Source organism: Mycobacterium sp. (assembly GCF_046091765.1).
In the GTDB taxonomy this organism is placed as follows: domain Bacteria; phylum Actinomycetota; class Actinomycetes; order Mycobacteriales; family Mycobacteriaceae; genus Mycobacterium.
Genome location: NZ_JBJTCF010000007.1, coordinates 1 through 15,797, shown reverse-complemented (window position 1 = coordinate 15,797; position 15,797 = coordinate 1). Strand labels below are relative to the sequence as shown.

19 protein-coding genes and 1 tRNA gene are annotated in these 15,797 nt (G+C 70.4%); 3 read left to right on the top strand and 17 right to left on the bottom strand.

The features are described from left to right. Window positions 1-509: M20/M25/M40 family metallo-hydrolase (locus ACKOB8_RS00725; RefSeq protein WP_526374628.1), on the bottom strand; the 509-nt coding region annotated here is incomplete at its 3' end. A 120-nt stretch (window positions 510-629) separates the two neighbouring features. Between ACKOB8_RS00725 and ACKOB8_RS00720 the strand changes: the two genes are divergently transcribed. Together ACKOB8_RS00720 and ACKOB8_RS00715 are read left to right on the top strand one after the other, a co-directional pair. Then, window positions 630-1,319 (top strand): sensor domain-containing protein, encoded by a 690-nt coding sequence (locus ACKOB8_RS00720; RefSeq protein WP_526374626.1) that lies wholly within the window; start codon window positions 630-632, stop codon window positions 1,317-1,319. 53 nt (window positions 1,320-1,372) lie between these two features. Continuing rightward, window positions 1,373-1,461, top strand: a tRNA-Leu gene (locus tag ACKOB8_RS00715). On the opposite strand, the gene ACKOB8_RS00710 is transcribed toward ACKOB8_RS00715, so the two are convergent. Both ACKOB8_RS00710 and ACKOB8_RS00705 read right to left on the bottom strand, forming a co-directional pair. Beyond that, window positions 1,440-2,435 carry a TerC family protein gene (locus tag ACKOB8_RS00710; protein WP_526374624.1) on the bottom strand — a complete coding sequence of 332 codons (996 nt, stop codon included), beginning with the start codon at window positions 2,433-2,435 and terminating at the stop codon, window positions 1,440-1,442. The genes ACKOB8_RS00715 and ACKOB8_RS00710 overlap by 22 nt on opposite strands. Before the next feature lie 22 nt (window positions 2,436-2,457). After that, on the bottom strand, window positions 2,458-2,805 hold the full coding sequence (locus tag ACKOB8_RS00705; RefSeq protein ID WP_526374630.1) for a DUF2784 family protein: 348 nt from the start codon (window positions 2,803-2,805) through the stop codon (window positions 2,458-2,460). 48 nt (window positions 2,806-2,853) lie between these two features. On the opposite strand from ACKOB8_RS00705, the gene ACKOB8_RS00700 reads away from it, so the two are divergent. Next, on the top strand, window positions 2,854-3,597 hold the full coding sequence (locus tag ACKOB8_RS00700) for a type 1 glutamine amidotransferase (RefSeq protein ID WP_526374622.1): 744 nt from the start codon (window positions 2,854-2,856) through the stop codon (window positions 3,595-3,597). On the opposite strand, the gene ACKOB8_RS00695 is transcribed toward ACKOB8_RS00700, so the two are convergent. The 14 genes from ACKOB8_RS00695 to ACKOB8_RS00630 form a co-directional block, all read right to left on the bottom strand. Then, window positions 3,526-4,017 carry a hydrogenase maturation protease gene (locus ACKOB8_RS00695; RefSeq protein WP_526374620.1) on the bottom strand — a complete coding sequence of 164 codons (492 nt, stop codon included), beginning with the start codon at window positions 4,015-4,017 and terminating at the stop codon, window positions 3,526-3,528. The genes ACKOB8_RS00700 and ACKOB8_RS00695 overlap by 72 nt on opposite strands. Then, window positions 4,014-5,306: a Ni/Fe hydrogenase subunit alpha gene (locus ACKOB8_RS00690; protein ID WP_526374618.1), complete on the bottom strand. Its 1,293-nt coding sequence runs from the start codon at window positions 5,304-5,306 to the stop codon at window positions 4,014-4,016. The genes ACKOB8_RS00695 and ACKOB8_RS00690 overlap by 4 nt, the downstream gene beginning before the upstream one ends. Further along, complete coding sequence (locus ACKOB8_RS00685; protein WP_526374616.1) at window positions 5,303-6,064, bottom strand: NADH-quinone oxidoreductase subunit B family protein; 762 nt, start codon at window positions 6,062-6,064, stop codon at window positions 5,303-5,305. The genes ACKOB8_RS00690 and ACKOB8_RS00685 overlap by 4 nt, the downstream gene beginning before the upstream one ends. A 1-nt stretch (window position 6,065) precedes the next feature. Then, window positions 6,066-6,920, bottom strand: a complete 855-nt coding sequence (locus ACKOB8_RS00680) for an FAD/NAD(P)-binding protein (RefSeq protein ID WP_526374614.1) — start codon at window positions 6,918-6,920, stop codon at window positions 6,066-6,068. Then, window positions 6,913-8,031 (bottom strand): 4Fe-4S dicluster domain-containing protein, encoded by a 1,119-nt coding sequence (locus tag ACKOB8_RS00675; protein WP_526374612.1) that lies wholly within the window; start codon window positions 8,029-8,031, stop codon window positions 6,913-6,915. Before ACKOB8_RS00675 ends, ACKOB8_RS00680 begins: the two co-directional genes overlap by 8 nt. A 114-nt stretch (window positions 8,032-8,145) precedes the next feature. Further along, window positions 8,146-9,522: a TIGR01777 family oxidoreductase gene (locus ACKOB8_RS00670; RefSeq protein ID WP_526374610.1), complete on the bottom strand. Its 1,377-nt coding sequence runs from the start codon at window positions 9,520-9,522 to the stop codon at window positions 8,146-8,148. 4 nt (window positions 9,523-9,526) lie between these two features. After that, window positions 9,527-10,009 carry a hypothetical protein gene (locus tag ACKOB8_RS00665; RefSeq protein WP_526374608.1) on the bottom strand — a complete coding sequence of 161 codons (483 nt, stop codon included), beginning with the start codon at window positions 10,007-10,009 and terminating at the stop codon, window positions 9,527-9,529. Between the two features lie 30 nt (window positions 10,010-10,039). After that, complete coding sequence (wag31, locus tag ACKOB8_RS00660) at window positions 10,040-10,789, bottom strand: DivIVA-like cell division protein Wag31 (RefSeq protein WP_526374606.1); 750 nt, start codon at window positions 10,787-10,789, stop codon at window positions 10,040-10,042. A 175-nt stretch (window positions 10,790-10,964) separates the two neighbouring features. Continuing rightward, on the bottom strand, window positions 10,965-11,255 hold the full coding sequence (locus ACKOB8_RS00655; RefSeq protein ID WP_526374604.1) for a YggT family protein: 291 nt from the start codon (window positions 11,253-11,255) through the stop codon (window positions 10,965-10,967). A gap of 93 nt (window positions 11,256-11,348) precedes the next feature. Continuing rightward, entirely contained in the window at window positions 11,349-12,014 is a 666-nt protein-coding gene (locus ACKOB8_RS00650) for a cell division protein SepF (RefSeq protein ID WP_526374602.1), read from the bottom strand. 110 nt (window positions 12,015-12,124) lie between these two features. Then, window positions 12,125-12,877 (bottom strand): YggS family pyridoxal phosphate-dependent enzyme, encoded by a 753-nt coding sequence (locus ACKOB8_RS00645; RefSeq protein ID WP_526374600.1) that lies wholly within the window; start codon window positions 12,875-12,877, stop codon window positions 12,125-12,127. Further along, window positions 12,874-13,581: a peptidoglycan editing factor PgeF gene (gene pgeF / locus ACKOB8_RS00640; protein WP_526374598.1), complete on the bottom strand. Its 708-nt coding sequence runs from the start codon at window positions 13,579-13,581 to the stop codon at window positions 12,874-12,876. Before pgeF ends, ACKOB8_RS00645 begins: the two co-directional genes overlap by 4 nt. 9 nt (window positions 13,582-13,590) lie before the next feature. Continuing rightward, a complete protein-coding gene (gene ftsZ, locus ACKOB8_RS00635) occupies window positions 13,591-14,736 on the bottom strand; it encodes a cell division protein FtsZ (RefSeq protein ID WP_526374596.1) in 1,146 nt (381 codons plus the stop codon). A gap of 199 nt (window positions 14,737-14,935) precedes the next feature. Then, window positions 14,936-15,797, bottom strand: an 862-nt coding sequence (locus ACKOB8_RS00630) for a cell division protein FtsQ/DivIB (protein ID WP_526374594.1), incomplete at its 5' end; no start/stop codon positions are given.

Below are 15,797 nucleotides of genomic sequence, written 5' to 3'. Positions count from 1 at the left end.
TACGGCGCGCACTGGCTCGTCGAGCACCGCCCCGACCTCTTCGACGGCGTCAGCGAAGCGATCGGTGAAGTCGGCGGATTCTCGGTCACGGTGCCGCGCCGCGACGGCGGCGAGCGACGGCTGTATCTCATCGAGACCGCGCCGCGTCCCCAGACGTAGCCGTCGGACACCGCGCCGGAGAACGGGTGCACGCTCCAGTCCTGCGGTTCGGCTGGAACCACGTCGAGGTGGCCGTGGATGAGCAACGCACCGCGGGAGGGGTCGGCGCCGGGTAGGCGCACGACGACATTGCCGCGTCCGGGTGCCCCGGACTCCAGGTACTCGGGTGAATAGCCGACCTCGCGCAGTTGCCCGGCCACCCACTGGGCGCACTCGGCTTCGCCCCGGGTGGTGTGCGGATCACCGGTGTTGGTGGTGTCGAACCGGATCAGCGCGCTGACGAGTTCGACGACCTCGTTCACCGCCACCTCCACGGTCGCGCGGGCGGATTCCGTCACGGTCCCTTTCATACACGCTCTTGCCCTTTTGCGCCCGTCCGCGCTCGCGCCGGCCCGGTCTCGGGACAATCGAGTCACTGTGCTCCCGAATGCACCATTGGCAACAGCAGCTTCATAGGGTTTGATCGTCCAATGACCCGCGCTCGGCCGGCACTCGCGGCGCTGCTCAGCCTGACCGCCGTGGGCTGTTCGCAGACGACCTTCGGCACCGCGACGCCGGCCGCCCCGGATCCGCTGGTCTCCGCCGAGGCGCTGCCCGGGCTTCTGCTGTCCGCCGCCGACATGCAGGCCACGATGTCAAGTCCGCAGCTGGTGGTCACCCGCGAGGTGAGCGCCCCGTGGCAGGACTCCGGTCGGCTCAGCGACGCGTCCTGTTCGGCGGTGGCCGGCGCTGCCCAGCAGCAGGTGTACGCCGCGGCGGGATGGACCGCCCTGCGCGCCCAGGTGGTGCGGGAGCCGCCGGCCGCGGCGTCGTGGTCGCACTACGCCGTCCAGGCGGTGGTGCTGTTCCCGACCGCCGCGGCGGCGGCCGACTTCTTCACCGCGTCGCGGGCCGACTGGGCCCGGTGTTCGGACCGCGAATTGACCTACGCCCAGCAGCCCGCCCCCGACCAGGTCTGGTCGATCGGGTCGACGGGTGTCGACAGGGACGTCCTCGCGGTCTCGCGGGTGCAGCGCAGCCCGCAGCAGTGGTCCTGCGAACGGGCGCTGACCGTTCACGGCAACGTGGCCGTCGATGTGGAGGCCTGCAGCCTGGCCGCGGAGGCCCCGGCGGCGGTGGCGATCGCCCGCACCATCTCCGGCCGGTTGCCGAACGCCTGAGGCTCCACTGGGTTTGGGCGACCTGCGCTGATCCGATAGCCTTACCTACCCGGGTCCGAGTGGCGGAATGGCAGACGCGCTAGCTTGAGGTGCTAGTGCCCTATTAACGGGCGTGGGGGTTCAAGTCCCCCCTCGGACACCACTGGAGCGGCTCCGGGTTTTGACCAGGCTGGCCACCGTGGTGATCACCAGGACGGCGGTGATCACGCTGATCGACATGGCGGTCGAGATCTCGGGGACGTCGACATAGTCGCCGTTGTTGATGAACGGCAGGCTGTTCTTGTGCAGGGCGTGCAGCATCAGTTTCACCCCGATGAAACCCAGGATGATCGACAGGCCGGCGGACAGGTACACCAGCCGTTCGAGCAGACCGCCGATGAGGAAGTACAGCTGGCGCAGACCCATCAGCGCGAAGGCGTTGGCGGCGAACACGATGTAGGGCTCTTCAGTGAGGCCGTAGATCGCCGGGATCGAGTCCAGCGCGAAGAGCAGGTCGGTGAATCCGATCGCCACCAACGCCAGCAGCATCGGGGTCGCGGCGCGCTTGCCGTCGATGCGGGTCAGGAATTTGTCGGCGTCGTAGTTCTCGGAGATCGGGATGAAGCGGCGGACCACGGAGATCAGCCGACTCTCTCGTTCCTGCTCGGCCTCCTTCTCGTGCCCGCTTTCCCGGGCGATCTTGACCGCGGTGAGGATCAGGAAGATGCCGAACAGGTAGAACACCCAGCTGAAGGCATTGATCGCGGCCGCGCCGACGGCGATGAAGGCCGCCCGCATGACCAGAGCCATCACGATGCCGATCAGCAGCAGCTTCTGCTGGTAGATGCGGGGCACCGCGAAGGAACTCATGATCACGGTGAACACGAAGAGGTTGTCCACCGACAGGGCTTTCTCGGTCAGGTAGCCGGCGAAGTACTCACCGCCGTACTGGCTGCCCCAGTACCACCAGACGAAGAATCCGAAGGCCACCGCCAGGGCGATGTAGAACGCCGACCAGGACGCCGACTCCCGGAAGGTGGGGTCGTGCGGCACCCGCACGTGGGCGAAGAAGTCGAAGACGAACAGTCCCAGAATCGCCAGGGAGGTGATGATCCAGATCTGGGTGGAGACGTCCATGCCGATCATTATCCAGAACTATTCAGGAATGCCTCTTCGCGTATAGGGCCCAGGACGTCAGCACGGCCGCCAGCACCGCCAGCGGGACGTACCCCGCACCCCAGGCCGGGTAGAGCTGACCGGTGAGGTAGTGATCGATGAAACCCGCCGAACTGATCGGCGGCATCCCGGCCCGCGCCCGCGCCCACCGCTCGACGTCGGTCAGCGGGCAGTCCAGGTTCAGCGCGACCGTCGCGGCACCCCACAACACCGCCGCGGCGTGCAGCCAGAGGGTCCGCGGCCACCGCAGGGCCAGAAACCCGCCGATCGGCAGGTAGAGCAGAAAAGCGAAGTGGGCCGCAACCACCAGCCACACCGCCGCGGTGTACAGCGGCCGCACCGGCTCAGCTTATCCGCAGCCCTGACGTAGGTTGGGCGCGTGGCCCGCACGGTGCTGTTCCTCTACAACGACCCGTCGGCGCCGGAGGCGCTGCTCGGCGAGACCTTTGCCGAAGCGGGTTTCGATGTCAGCACCTTCGAGGTCGTGCCCGCCGATCGGGTCGACGACCCGGTGTTCGACGTGGAGTTCCCCGACCCGCTGCGCTACGACGTCATCGCTCCGCTGGGGTCGCGCTGGTCGGTCTACGACGAACGACTGGCCGGCGCCTGGGTGGCCGGCGAGCGCGCGGTGGTGGACCGGGCGCTGACCGCCGGTGTGGGCGTGCTCGGGGTCTGTTTCGGTGGCCAGCTGCTGGCCAGCGCGCTCGGCGGCGCGGTGAGCCGCGCCCCGCAGCCCGAGATCGGCTGGTGCGAGGTCCGCAGCGCCGACACCGACCTGGTGCCGCACGGGCCGTGGTTTCAGTGGCACTTCGATCGCTTCACGGTCCCCCCGGGTGCCGTCGAGATCGCCCGGAATTCCGCCGCGCCGCAGGCCTTCGCTTACGGCCGTGCTCTGGGCCTGCAATTCCATCCCGAGCTCGATGAGGCGCTCCTGGAACGCTGGATCGCCGACGACTACGAGGGCGGTGCCGGTGAGCTGGCGCGCCTGGGTCGCGACGCCGACGCTCTGCGATGCCGGACGGCGACCGAGATCGACGATGCCGTGCGCCGGTTACGGCTGCTGGTGCGCGGTTTTGTCGGCAGGCTCGAGCGCGCCGCGCACGACAGCCTCCACCAGGGCTGAGGCTGCCGGCACCGCGGCGGCCACCGCCGCGCTCAGCCCGGCGCCGTGTCCGGTGTCCTCGGCGTCCACCGTCACCACCACGACCTGCGCCGGCGCCCGGCCCAGCGCCCGGCCGAGGTGCCAGGTCTGGGCCAGACTGAGGTCGTGGGAGCTCACCGGTCTGGGTTCGGCGAGCTCGGCCAACCGGTGGCTGCGGACCCGACCGGGCCGCCCCCCGGCGGCCGCGTCGACGAGCACCGCCAGGTCCGCACCGGTCCAGGCGTCGAGGATCGCGGTCGGTTCGGCGGCGCAGTCCAGCACCCGCACCCCGGGCAGACCGAGGGCGGCCACCGCGCGCGCCACCGCCGGCCCCACTCCGTCGTCGCGGCGCAGATCGTTGCCGAGGCCGATCACGACCGCTGCGGTGGCCGGCCCGCTCAACGCCGGTCGACCGTCACCGTCAGGAAGTGCGTGGCGCAGGAAATGCAGGGGTCGTAGTTGCGGATCGCGCGTTCGCACATTGTCGTCAGCGCGGCATCGTCGAGATCACCGCCGGCCACCACGATCCGGGCCAGGTCGGCCTCGATCGCGCCCTGGTTCTGCGCGGTGGGCGGCACGATCACCGAGCCGGCGATCAGCCCGTCGGAGTCGATCTCGTAGCGGTGGTAGAGCAGACCGCGCGGAGCCTCGCTGACCCCGTGACCCACCCCGGGACGCGCCGGCGTGTCGACGAAGGGGCGTGCGGGCCGCTGGTAGTTCTCGATGAGGCGCAGCGCCTCCTCCACCGCGTAGACGACCTCGACCGCGCGAACCACGATGCTGCGAAACGGGTTTCGGCATTCCGGGCCCAGCCCGGCTGCGGTGGCGGCTTCCCTGGCCGTAGGGGTCAGCGTGTCGTAGTTGAGCGAGTACCGGGCCAGCGGGCCGGTCAGATGGCGGCGCCCGTCGAGGGTGGCCTGCAGGGCAGTCGAGTGCGCCACCTGGGTTTCGCGGACGTGCTCGCCGAACTCGGCTACCGGGAACGCCGCACCGGCGGTGCGGGCGATCTGCCCGTCCTCCAGGGGATACCGCTCCCCGGTGAGGGCGAGCAGTTCGTGATCGACGGTGAGGTCGGGGAAGTCGAAACCGCCAACCCAGGCGACGGTGGCCAGCGCGTCGTCGAGGGCCCGGCGCAACTGCTCGGCCATGGGCTTCAGGTCGGCAGCCGTGGGCACCGAGTAGAACCCGCCCACCCGCACGTTGACCGGGTGGATCGCGCGCCCGCCGATCAGCTCCATCAGCCGGTTGCCGGCCTTCTTGAGCGCCAGACCGCGCTCGACCGCGGCGCGCTGGGTGCGGGCGACGGTGATGATGTCGGGTGCGCACAGAAAGTCCGGCGCGTGCAGCAGATAGATGTGCAGCGCGTGGCTGTGGATCCACTCGCCGCAGTAGAGCAGCCGGCGCAGCGCGATCAGTTCGGGATCCAGCGTCACACCGCAGGCGTCTTCGATCGCGTTGCAGGCGCTGACCTGGTAGGCCACCGGGCAGATGCCGCAGATGCGGGCGGTGATGTCCGGCGGTTCGGTGTAGGCGCGCCCGCGCAGGAACGCCTCGAAGAAGCGCGGCGGCTCATAGATGTTGAGCTCGACGACCTCGGGCACGCCGTCGCGCAGTTCGACGTGCAGCGCGCCCTCCCCCTCGACCCGGGTCAGGGTGCCGACGCGCAGGGTGCGCGAACCGGAGGCGCTCACGACCCGCTCCGGGGCGGCATCAGGCCGGTGAAGTCGCTCACGTGGAAGGTGCTGAACACGCGGTCGACGTCGTCACCGGACATGCCGTCGCGGCGCAGCAGCGGGATCATCGCCGCCATGTTGGGCGTCGCGGTCGGCCCGAAGCAGCCGAAGCACCCGCGGTTGTGCTTCGGGCACAACGCGCCGCATCCGGCGTGGGTGACCGGCCCCAGGCACGGAACACCCTCGGCGACTGCCACGCAGGTCACCCCGGAACGCTTGCACTCGGTGCACACCGTCGCCGCCGGAAGCCGGGGCTTGCGTCCGATCAACAGCGCAGCCAGGGTGTCCAGCAGTTGCCGGCGGTCGATCGGGCAGCCGCGAAGTTCGTAGTCCACCGTGACATGCGCGGAGGCGGGCGTGGAGGTCGCCAGGGTGTGGATGTAGTCGGGCCGGGCGTAGACCACCGAGGCGAACTCCGCGACGTCGGCGAAGTTGCGCAGCGCCTGGATCCCGCCGGCGGTGGCACACGCCCCGAGCGCCACCAGCACACCGGACTGCTCGCGGATCTCCCGGATGCGCAGCTCGTCGGACGGTGTGGTGACCGAACCCTCCACCAGCGACACGTCGTAGGGTCCGCCGACCATCGCACTGGAAGCCTCCGCGAAGGTGGCGATCTGCACCTGCTCGGCCAGGGTCAGCAGTTCGTCCTCGCAGTCCAGCAGCGTCAACTGACACCCGTCGCACGAGGCGAACTTCCACACCGCGAGACTGGGCACCTCAGAGCTCCTTGACCGCGAGGAGCGGCTCGGCGAGGTGATAGCCCACCACCGGACCGTCCCGGCACAGCAGCAGCGGACCGAGCTGACAGTGTCCGCACCAGCCGACCCCGCACTGCATGTTGCGCTCCAGGGAAACCCGGATATCTGCTCGCGCAACATCTTTGGACAGCAGAACCTCCGCGCCGAAGCGCATCATGGGTTCGGGGCCGCACAGGAAGGCAGTGGTCCGCTGCGGCTGCAGCGAGAGCCGCCGCAGCGGCTCGGTCACGAAACCGGTCTCCCCCGGCCAGCCCTGGATCGGGATGTCCACCGTCTGGTGTACCTCCAGGCGGGGATTTGACTGCCAGGCGGCCAGCTGCTCGGCGTAGAGGAACTCACCGCGCCGGCGCGCACCGGCGATCAGGACCACCCGCCCGTAGCGGTCGCGGTCGGCCAGCGCACCGAGCACCACCGGCCGCAGCGGCGCCAGCCCGACGCCGCCGGCGACGACGACCAGGTCCCGACCGGCGGCGTCGGCCAACCCCCAGCCGGTCCCGAACGGTCCCCGCACCCCGAGGGTCGAACCAGGCTCGGCGGCGCACAGCGCGGCACTGACCGCGCCCACCGCGCGGATGGTGTGGGTCAGCGTGCCGTCGCTGACCGTGGGATCGCCGCTGACCGAGACCGCGATCTCGCCGACGCCGAACGCGTAGAGCATCATGAACTCCCCCGGCTCGGGAGTCGCCAGCGCGGCGCCTTGGGGCTGCAGGCACAGGGTCACCGAGTCGGCGTTCTCCACCACCCTCGAGCGCACCCGGTAGGACACCGGGGCCATCGCCGAAAGCTGTTGGTCGACGACCGCGGTGTCAGTCATCGTCGGCACCCGCCAGCCGGGCGAACGTCGCCATCTCCTCGGTGATGTCGATGCCGGGGGGACACCACGCGATGCAGCGCCCGCACCCCACGCAGCCGGAGCTGCCGAACTGGTCGTGCCAGGCGCTCAGTTTGTGGGTCAGCCAGTGCCGGTAGCGCGACTGCCCGGAGCTGCGCACCGGCCCTTCGTGCACGAAGGAGAAGTCCAGTTCGAAGCACGAGGCCCATTCCATCCATCGTTCGGCGTGCTCACCGGCCAGGTCGGTCACGTCGGCGGTGGAGGTGCAAAAGCAGGTCGGGCACACCATCGTGCAGTTTCCGCACGTCAGACAGCGGTCGGCGACCTCGGCCCAGTGCGGCGACTCGCGGGCGTCGACCAGCAACTGGCGCAGGTCGGTCTGCGGCATCCGGCGACCCATCGCCCCGGCGGCCTCGTGCACGGCGGCGGCGGCTGCGGCGGACTCGGCCGGCTCGGCCGCCCGCGACGGCAGCGCTGCCAGGACCTCGGCACCCGCCGCCGTTCCCGCTTCGACCAGGTAGCTGATCGTGCGATCACCGGTGCCTGCCGCGACGCGCTCGGTCAGCGCGAGGTCGTAACCGGGTCCGCAGGCCGGGCCGGTGCCCATCGAGTCGCAGAAGCACAACCCGCCCGGCTCGGTGCAGTTGACGGCGACGATGAACGTCTGATGGCGCCGGCGGGCGTAGGAGCCGTCGGGGTGGGTCCCGCCGGCCAGCACCCGGTCGAGCACCCCGATGGCCGCCAGGTCACAGCCGCGCACGCCCAGGAACGCGTACGGCGCCTCGGGCTCGCCGGTCTGCTCGCCCCCGGGTCCGGAGGACCACAGCAGCTGGCGGGCGGGATGCAGGAACTGTTTCCAGGACTGCGGCCCCGCCGAATGCCCGAACGCGGCCTCGTCCACGCGACGGCGCAGCCGGTAGCTGCCCGGGGCGACGTCGACCCCCCAGCCCCAGGGCAGCTCGTCGGCGGAACTCAACTCGGCCAGCACGATCGCCTCGTCACGTCGGGTCGGCCCGACCACCCGGTAGCCCCGTTCGCGTAACTGCTCGACGAGCCGGTGCACACCGCTGCTGTCGATCACCACCGCGGCCATAGGTTCAATCGTGCCCGAACACCGCCCGGCTGCACAGGGTTTAACGGGGCCGTAAGGACTCGCTATCGGGGGTCTAACGTCACTGCGACCGACGAAACGACAGCGGCCGGAGGATCACAGCACGCCCGGTGCGGGGTCGCGGCCCAGTTGGTGGGCCAAGGCATCCTCGAGGGTGGCCTGCCGGAACCGGTGACCCAGCGCCTGAAGTTTGGCCGGCGCCACCCGCTGGTCGGCTTCGGCGAGTTCGGTCGCGCCCTGTCGGCCCAGCAGCACCCGCGGGCCGACCGACGGGACCGGCAGCAGCGCCGGGCGGCGCAGGGTTTTCGCCAGCGCCCGGGTGTACTCGGCGTTGCGGACCGGATGGGGTCCCACCGCGTTGACCGGTCCGCTCAACCGGGAGTCATAGAGGGCGCGGTAGTAGACGTCCAGCAGGTCGTCGAGGGAGATCCAGGACAACCACTGCCGCCCGCTGCCCAGCCGCCCCCCGAGTCCGGCGGCGAACAGCGGCCGCAGCAGCCGCAGTGTCCCGCCCGCGGCGGCCTGCACGATGCCGGTGCGCACCGTCACCACCCGCAGCCCGGCCTCGGCGGCGGGCGCGGTGGCCTGCTCCCAGTCGGCGACGACGTCGGCCAGGAAGCCGCCGCCGCGGGGGGCGTGCTCGTCGAGCACGGTGTCGCCGCAGTCGTAGCCGTAGTAGCCGATCGCCGAGGCGCTGACGAAGGTCCGCACCCCGCCACGGGCGGCGGTGTCGGCCGCCAGCTGTGCCAGCCGCCGGGTCGGTTCGATGCGAGACTCCCGGACAGCGCGCCGATGCGCCTCGGTGAATCTGCCCGCGATCGACTCACCGGCCAGATGCACCACCGCGTCGACGCCGTCGAACAGATCCGGGGCGGGTTGGTCCGGGTTCCATCGCCGCTCCCCGGCGTCGGCGGGGTCGCGGCGCACCAGCCGCACCACCCGGTGACCGCCGGTGCTCAAGAACGCGCACAACGCGGTTCCCACCAGGCCCGCCGAACCGGTGACGGCCACCGTGAGCGAGCCGGCTCCGGCCTGTGCCGCATCGCGATGGGCGGCGAGGTCCTCGGCGAGTTGCCGGTGCCGGTAGGCGAAGGTCGACCGCAGGGCGGCACCGGGAACGGTGGTGTCCACCTCGTCGTGGACCCTGGTGGCGCCGGCGCCGACCTCGCTGAACCGGTGGGTGTGCCGCCACCAGCCGATCACCCGCGGCGGCAACGACATCACGCCGTCGGAGGACAGCACATCGACGAACTGGCGGGGCGGGTCGTAGCCGGCCGGTTCGTGGCGGGCGATCCAGCGCAACCCGCCGGGCAGGCCGAGGATCGCCTGCCCGTCGGCCAGCGACTCGGTCTCCTTGATCACCCGCATGGGCTGCCACGGCGGGACCAGGCGGGGCATCGCACCCGCACGGGTATGCCAGGCGAACACGTCGTCAATCGGACACTCGACCACACTGGCGTAGCTGATCCCCATGGGGCTATCGCTCGCCGGGTTCGTCCACGCGTGCGGCGCCCTGCTCGGCGTCTTCGGTCACCTCGGCGTCTTCGGTAACGATATGCATCGCTGCCTCTTCGGCCGGCACGGGATAGTCCGGTTCGTCGTCGCTGGGCATGTCGGTCTCGGGTTCGTCGTGAACGATCTCCTCGGGAGCGTCCTCCGCGCCGTCCGGCCCGGGCTCAGACTCGGAATCAGAGTCCGAATCGCTGTCGGTATCGCTGTAGGCCTCGATGATCTCGGTTTCGGCGGAAGCGATCTCGTCGGCGCCGAGATCCGCGGCGATCAGGGCGCCGACGGCGATCCTGCGCTGCTTGCGTTCCCGGATGGCATCGGCGGCCAGCAGAATGACCCCCAGCGCACTGGAGGCGATGCACATCCAGGCGAACACCTCGTTGCTCGTGGCCACCGCCGCAACCAGGGACGCCAGCCCGACCACGGCCAGCACCACCGCGATGATCAGCATCGGCCAGCCTCTCGACCCGTCAGCGGGTTTCTACTGGGCGTATCCGCCCTCGCCGGCCTCCGACGGCGCCGCCGACGCGCGTTGGCCGAGTTCCTCGAGTTGGGACTCCAGGTAGGTCTTCAGCCGGGTCCGGTACTCGCGTTCGAAGGTGCGCAGCTGCTCAAGGCGACCGTCGAGCACGGTGCGCTGCTGGTTGAAGGAATTCATCATCTCGGAGTGTTTCCGCTCGGCGTCGGCCTGCAGCAGTTCGGACTTCTCCTGGGCCTGCCGCAGCTGGGTCTCGGACCGGGTCTGGGCATCGGAGAGCATTGAGTCGGCGTGCGCCTGGGCATCGTTGACGGTGGTCTCGGCCACCCGCCGCGCCTCGGAGACGATCTGGTCGGCGTTGGCCCGGGCGTCGGCGACGAGTTGATCGGCCTCGGCCTTCGCCGAGCCTGTCAGTCGGTCGGCGGTGTCCTGCGCGAGGCTGAGCACCCGGGCGGCCTTGGCGGCCTGCTCCTCGGTGATCGACGGGGCCGGTTCGGCGGCCACCGGCTGCACCGGCTCGGGCTGGTAGAGCGGGATGGCCTGGGCCTGACCCTCGCCGGCACGCGACGAGGAGACCTCCTGGTCGAGTTCGCCGACCCGTTGGCGTAAGTCGGCGTTCTCCTCGACCAGCCGCGCCAATTCGGTTTCGACGAGGTCGAGGAAGGCGTCGACCTCGTCCTCGTTGTAGCCGCGCTTGCCTATCGGCGGCTTGCTGAACGCCACATTGTGCACGTCGGCCGGTGTGAGTGGCATTGTCTGCCCTTCCGATCTGGAACGAAAGCCCCCGGTGTCGCAGGCTCCGGATGCTCCCCGCTGGTGGTCTCCGGCGCACATCCTGTCACACCAGACCCGCCGGTCGCAGCCGCACCCGGGAATTCGAGTCGGGTTCCGGCCGAGTTCGCCGGTCCGGGCCGGGCCGACGCGACGCTCAGACGGCGGCGCTGAACGCCAACTGCATGCCGATGAAAGCCAGCAGCAGCAGCACCATGATGGAGAAATCGATGCGCACCGCCCCGATCGTCAGCTGCGGAATGATGCGGCGCAGCAACTTCACCGGCGGATCGGTGACGGTCATGATCGCCTCCAGGATCACCACCGTCGCACCCCGGGGATGCCAATCGCGGCTGAAGGAGCGGATGAACTCCACGACGATCCGGGCGATGAGCAGCAACCAGAACACGAACAGGGCGAAGCCCAGGATCTGGAAAAACAGCGCCACGAAGTGCCGGTCCTTCACGTACAGCGGATGACCTCGCCAGCCTACCGACCGGGGGTGGGCGCCTCGGGCGCCCACCCGGTCTGCCCTCGCGGGCTACTGGTAGCTGTAGAAGCCCGCCTCGGCGATCCGGCGACGCTGTTCGGCGGTGACGTCGACGTCTGCCGGGGCTAGCAGGAAGACTTTCGTCGCCACCTTGTCGAAGGATCCGCGCAACGCGAACGCCAGGCCGGCGGCGAAGTCGACGAGACGCTTGGCGTCGGCGTTGTCCATCGTGACCAGGTCCATGATCACCGGCTGGCCGTCGCGAAACCGTTCGCCGATCGTCCGGGCCTCGCTGTAGTCCTTCGGGCGCAGCGTGGTGATCTTCGAGAGCGGGCTGCCCTCGTCGAAGAGCATCGCCATCCGACGCGGGTCCATCGCCAGCGCTCCCCGCGTCGAGCCCCGCAGCGCGCCGAACCGCGAGCGCGGCAGGTCGTGGGGGTGGTCGAACTCGCGCGGACGGAACCGCGGCTCGTCGGCGTACCCCGAGCGGAATCCTCCGGTGGGCGGGTAGTCGGCGTCGCGGTCATTGTAGTCGTGCTCGTGGTCGCCAAAGCGGCCCTCGTAGCGGCCCCCCCGGTCATAGCCGTCGTCGGCGAAACGGTCGCCGCGACGAGAGTAGCCGCGCCCGCGCTCCCGGCCGTCGTCGTAGTACTCGTCGTCGTAGTCATCCATCGGCGCCATGCCGAAGTAGGCCTTGACCTTATGCAGAGTGCTCATCCACGGGACCCTTCTGGAGCTGGACTTCCGGTTTTTGGTTCAGTCGGTGGTAACGGTGATGACGGTGGTGGTTTCGGTGTCTGTGATGAATTTGTGACTGGAGTGACTACTCAGGAAGACGTTAGAGGACGTTGGCCCATTAGCGCCGTACCGACACGCACACACGTCGAACCGTGTCGCACGGCCGCCTCGAGGTCGTCGGTCATGCCGGCGGACAGCTCGGTCGCCGCCGGAAAGCTCTGCAGGATGCGCCGATGTTCGCAGTTCAGGCGGGCAAAAGCGGTGTCCGGATCCGCCCCGACCGGCGGGATCGCCATCAGCCCGACCAGCTGCAGCGACCCCGCCGCCGCGACCCGCTCGCACATCCGGTCGAGCCCGTCATGATCGTCGATGTCGACCCCGCCGCGACCGGTGTCGCCGTCGAGGCTGACCTGAACGAAGACCCGCAGCGGCGCACCGCGCTGACCCCCGGCCAGAGCCTGTGCCGCGGCCCGGTCCAGGGCGGCGACGACCTTCGCGCTGTCGACGGAATGGACCGTATCCGCCCACAGCGCAATGCTTTTGGCCTTGTTGCGCTGAATCTGGCCGACCATGTGCCAGCGGACCTTCCCGTGGGTCTGGTCGGGGACGAGCGCGTCGAACTCGGCGACCTTGGTCACCGCCTCCTGATCGCGGGACTCGCCGAATTCGCGGCAGCCCAGCCGCCACAGGATCGCGACGTCGCTGGCCGGGAAGAACTTGGTGATCGGCAGCAGGTCGATCCCCTCGACCGGGCGGCCTGCGGCCTCGGCGGCGCGGGCCAGACGCGCCCGGACGGCGGCCAGGCGAGCCGTCAGTTCGGCCATCCGATCGGCGGCAGTCATTCGAACCAGACCAGCGACGCCAGCCGACCGGTACGACCATCCCGGCGGTGGCTGAACAGGGCGCGCTCAGCCACGGTGCACCGCGGATCGACGTCGATCGCCCCCACCCCCGCCTCGGCCAACTGGCGAACCAGGCCCGCCCGCAAGTCCAGCGCGGGCGTGCCCCGGGGGGTGGCGGTGCGACTGCCGGGCAGGGTGGCCTCGACGTCGAGGGCCATCTGCTCGGGGACCTCGTAGTGGGGTCCGCTCACACAGGGGCCCAGAAACACCGAGATGTCCCCGACTCGGGCACCGGCGGCCGCCATCGCTTCCAGCGTACGCAGCGCAATGCCGGCGGCGGCGCCGACGCGACCGGCGTGCGCCGCCCCGACCACACCGGCCCGCGCATCGGCGAACAGCACCGGCACGCAGTCGGCGGTCACCACTACCAGCGCCAGTCGCGGCGTTGCGGTGACCAGGGCGTCGGTGGCGTCCAGCGGCGCCCAAACCGGTGCCTCAACCACGCCGACGCGGTCGCCGTGGATCTGGTTCATCCACACCAGGCGTTCTTGGGGCAGCCCGATCGCCGACGCCAGCCGGGTCCGGTTGGCACCGACCGCGGCCGGGTCGTCACCGACATGGTCGCCGAGGTTGAAGGTGTCGAACGGGGCTGCCGACACACCGCCGGCGCGCGTGGTCGTGACGCGGCGGACGCGAACAGTCAACGGGTGTGATCAGTGCCGCATGAAGGGCGGGACATCGACGTCATCGTCGTCGTCGCCGAACGACGACGAGCCGTTGGTGTGCGAGGCGACCGACTCCAGCGGCTCGAGCGACTCGAACAGCGACGACGCCAGTTTGCCCGCCGCGCCCGGCGCGATCGTCTGACCCGCCGCCGCGGCACTGGCGGTGACGACGGGCTTGCGGCCGGCGCTGGTGGCGTCGAAGCCGGCGGCAATCACCGTGACCCGGACCTCATCGCCCAGCGAGTCGTCGATGACGGTGCCGAAGATGATGTTCGCTTCGGGATGCGCGGCGTCCTGAACGAGCGACGCGGCCTCGTTGATCTCGAACAGACCCAGGTCGCTGCCGCCCGCGATCGACATGAGCACACCCTGGGCGCCCTCCATCGACGCTTCGAGCAACGGCGAGTTGATGGCGATCTCGGCGGCCTTCAGCGCCCGGCCGTCGCCGCGGGCCGAGCCGATCCCCATCAGCGCGGTGCCCGCCCCGCTCATGATGCCCTTGACGTCGGCGAAGTCGACGTTGATCAGACCGGGGGTGGTGATCAGGTCGGTGATGCCCTGCACGCCGTTGAGCAGAACCTCGTCGGCGCTGCGGAAGGCGTCCATCAGGGACACCCCGGCGTCGCCCATCTGCAGCAGCCGGTCGTTGGGGATCACGATGAGGGTGTCGCAGCTCTCGCGCAGCGCGGAGATTCCGGTCTCGGCCTGGGTGGACCGCCGCTTGCCCTCGAAGGAGAACGGCCGGGTCACCACACCCACGGTCAGCGCGCCCAGCTTGCGGGCGATGTTGGCGACGACCGGAGCACCGCCGGTGCCCGTACCGCCACCCTCACCGGCGGTGACGAAGACCATGTCCGCCCCGCGCAGCAGTTCCTCGATCTCGTCCTTGGCGTCGTCGGCGGCCTTGCGGCCGACTTCGGGGTCGGCGCCGGCTCCCAGACCGCGCGTGGAGTCGCGCCCGACGTCGAGCTTGACGTCGGCGTCGCTCATCAGCAGGGCCTGGGCGTCGGTGTTGATGGCGATGAACTCGACACCTTTCAGTCCCTGTTCGATCATCCGGTTGACGGCGTTGACGCCGCCGCCGCCGATGCCGACGACCTTGATAACGGCGAGATAGTTGTGCGGGGGTGTCATCGGTGTGGTCTTCCTCCGTACTGGGAACTCCGGGTTGACTCGACACTCCCGGCAAACCCTCAACCTCAACCAGAGGCTTAGAGTTATGTCAAGTTGTGTCGCGCACCGAGAACGTTATGGCCGGGGCGACCCGGATTGGGGAGGCGCGCCGACGTGTCGGGCGGCTATTTCCGTCGCCGCCACGCCGACGCGCGCCCGCTCACTTCACCGTCGGCAGATCGGGTGTCGACACGTCATAGACGCGTCCCGGCCGGGTCAGCAGCGCGGCGAGTTTCTCGGCCTTCTCCGGGGTGCGGTCGGTCGTCCCCCACACCACCGTGCGACCGTCGGTCAGGGTGAGGGTGACCGACGCCAGTGTCGGCGCCGCGACGCGGCTCACCTGGGCGGCCACCTCGGGCCGCAGTGCGGTCATCACCTCCAGCGCCGCCTGGGTCGCGGGGTCCGCGGGGCCCGGGTCCTCCACGTCGATGTAGGGCAGGCCCGGGGGCGGCGGCGCGGTCGCGAAGTCCACCCCGTCCCGGTCGAACAGGTGCGGGCCGTCCGGAAAGTCCTTGACCACGATCGGCACCCGTTCCTCGACGGTGATGCGCAGCGTCGACGGATATTCGCGCTGGACGCGCGCGCTGGCCACCCGCCGGATGCCGGCCACCCGATCGGCCACCGCGCCGGTGTCGATCTGCAGCAGGGGGGTGCCCAGGCGCACCTGGGCGACGTCGATGACCTCCTCGCGGCTGACCGCGCCGATGCCGGTGACCACGACCCCGCGGGCCGACATCACCGGGGTGAAGTACAGCAGCAGGCCCAGGACCAGACCGGCGAAGGCCAGCACGACCAGCCAGATGACCGCCTTGAGGCCGCGCACGGCACGCTCGCCGAGGCGGCGGCCCGGGGTCTCGGCGGACTCGCTGCGAACCCGGCGGTGGGCCTCCCGGCGGGCCTCCTCGATCGCGATGGCCCGCTGCTGAACCGCACGGCGCTCGGCGCGTTCGCGGCGGGCGCGTCGCCGCGGACCCTCGGTGTCGGCGGGTTCCTCCGGGGCGGGCTCGGGGGGCTCGGGGGGC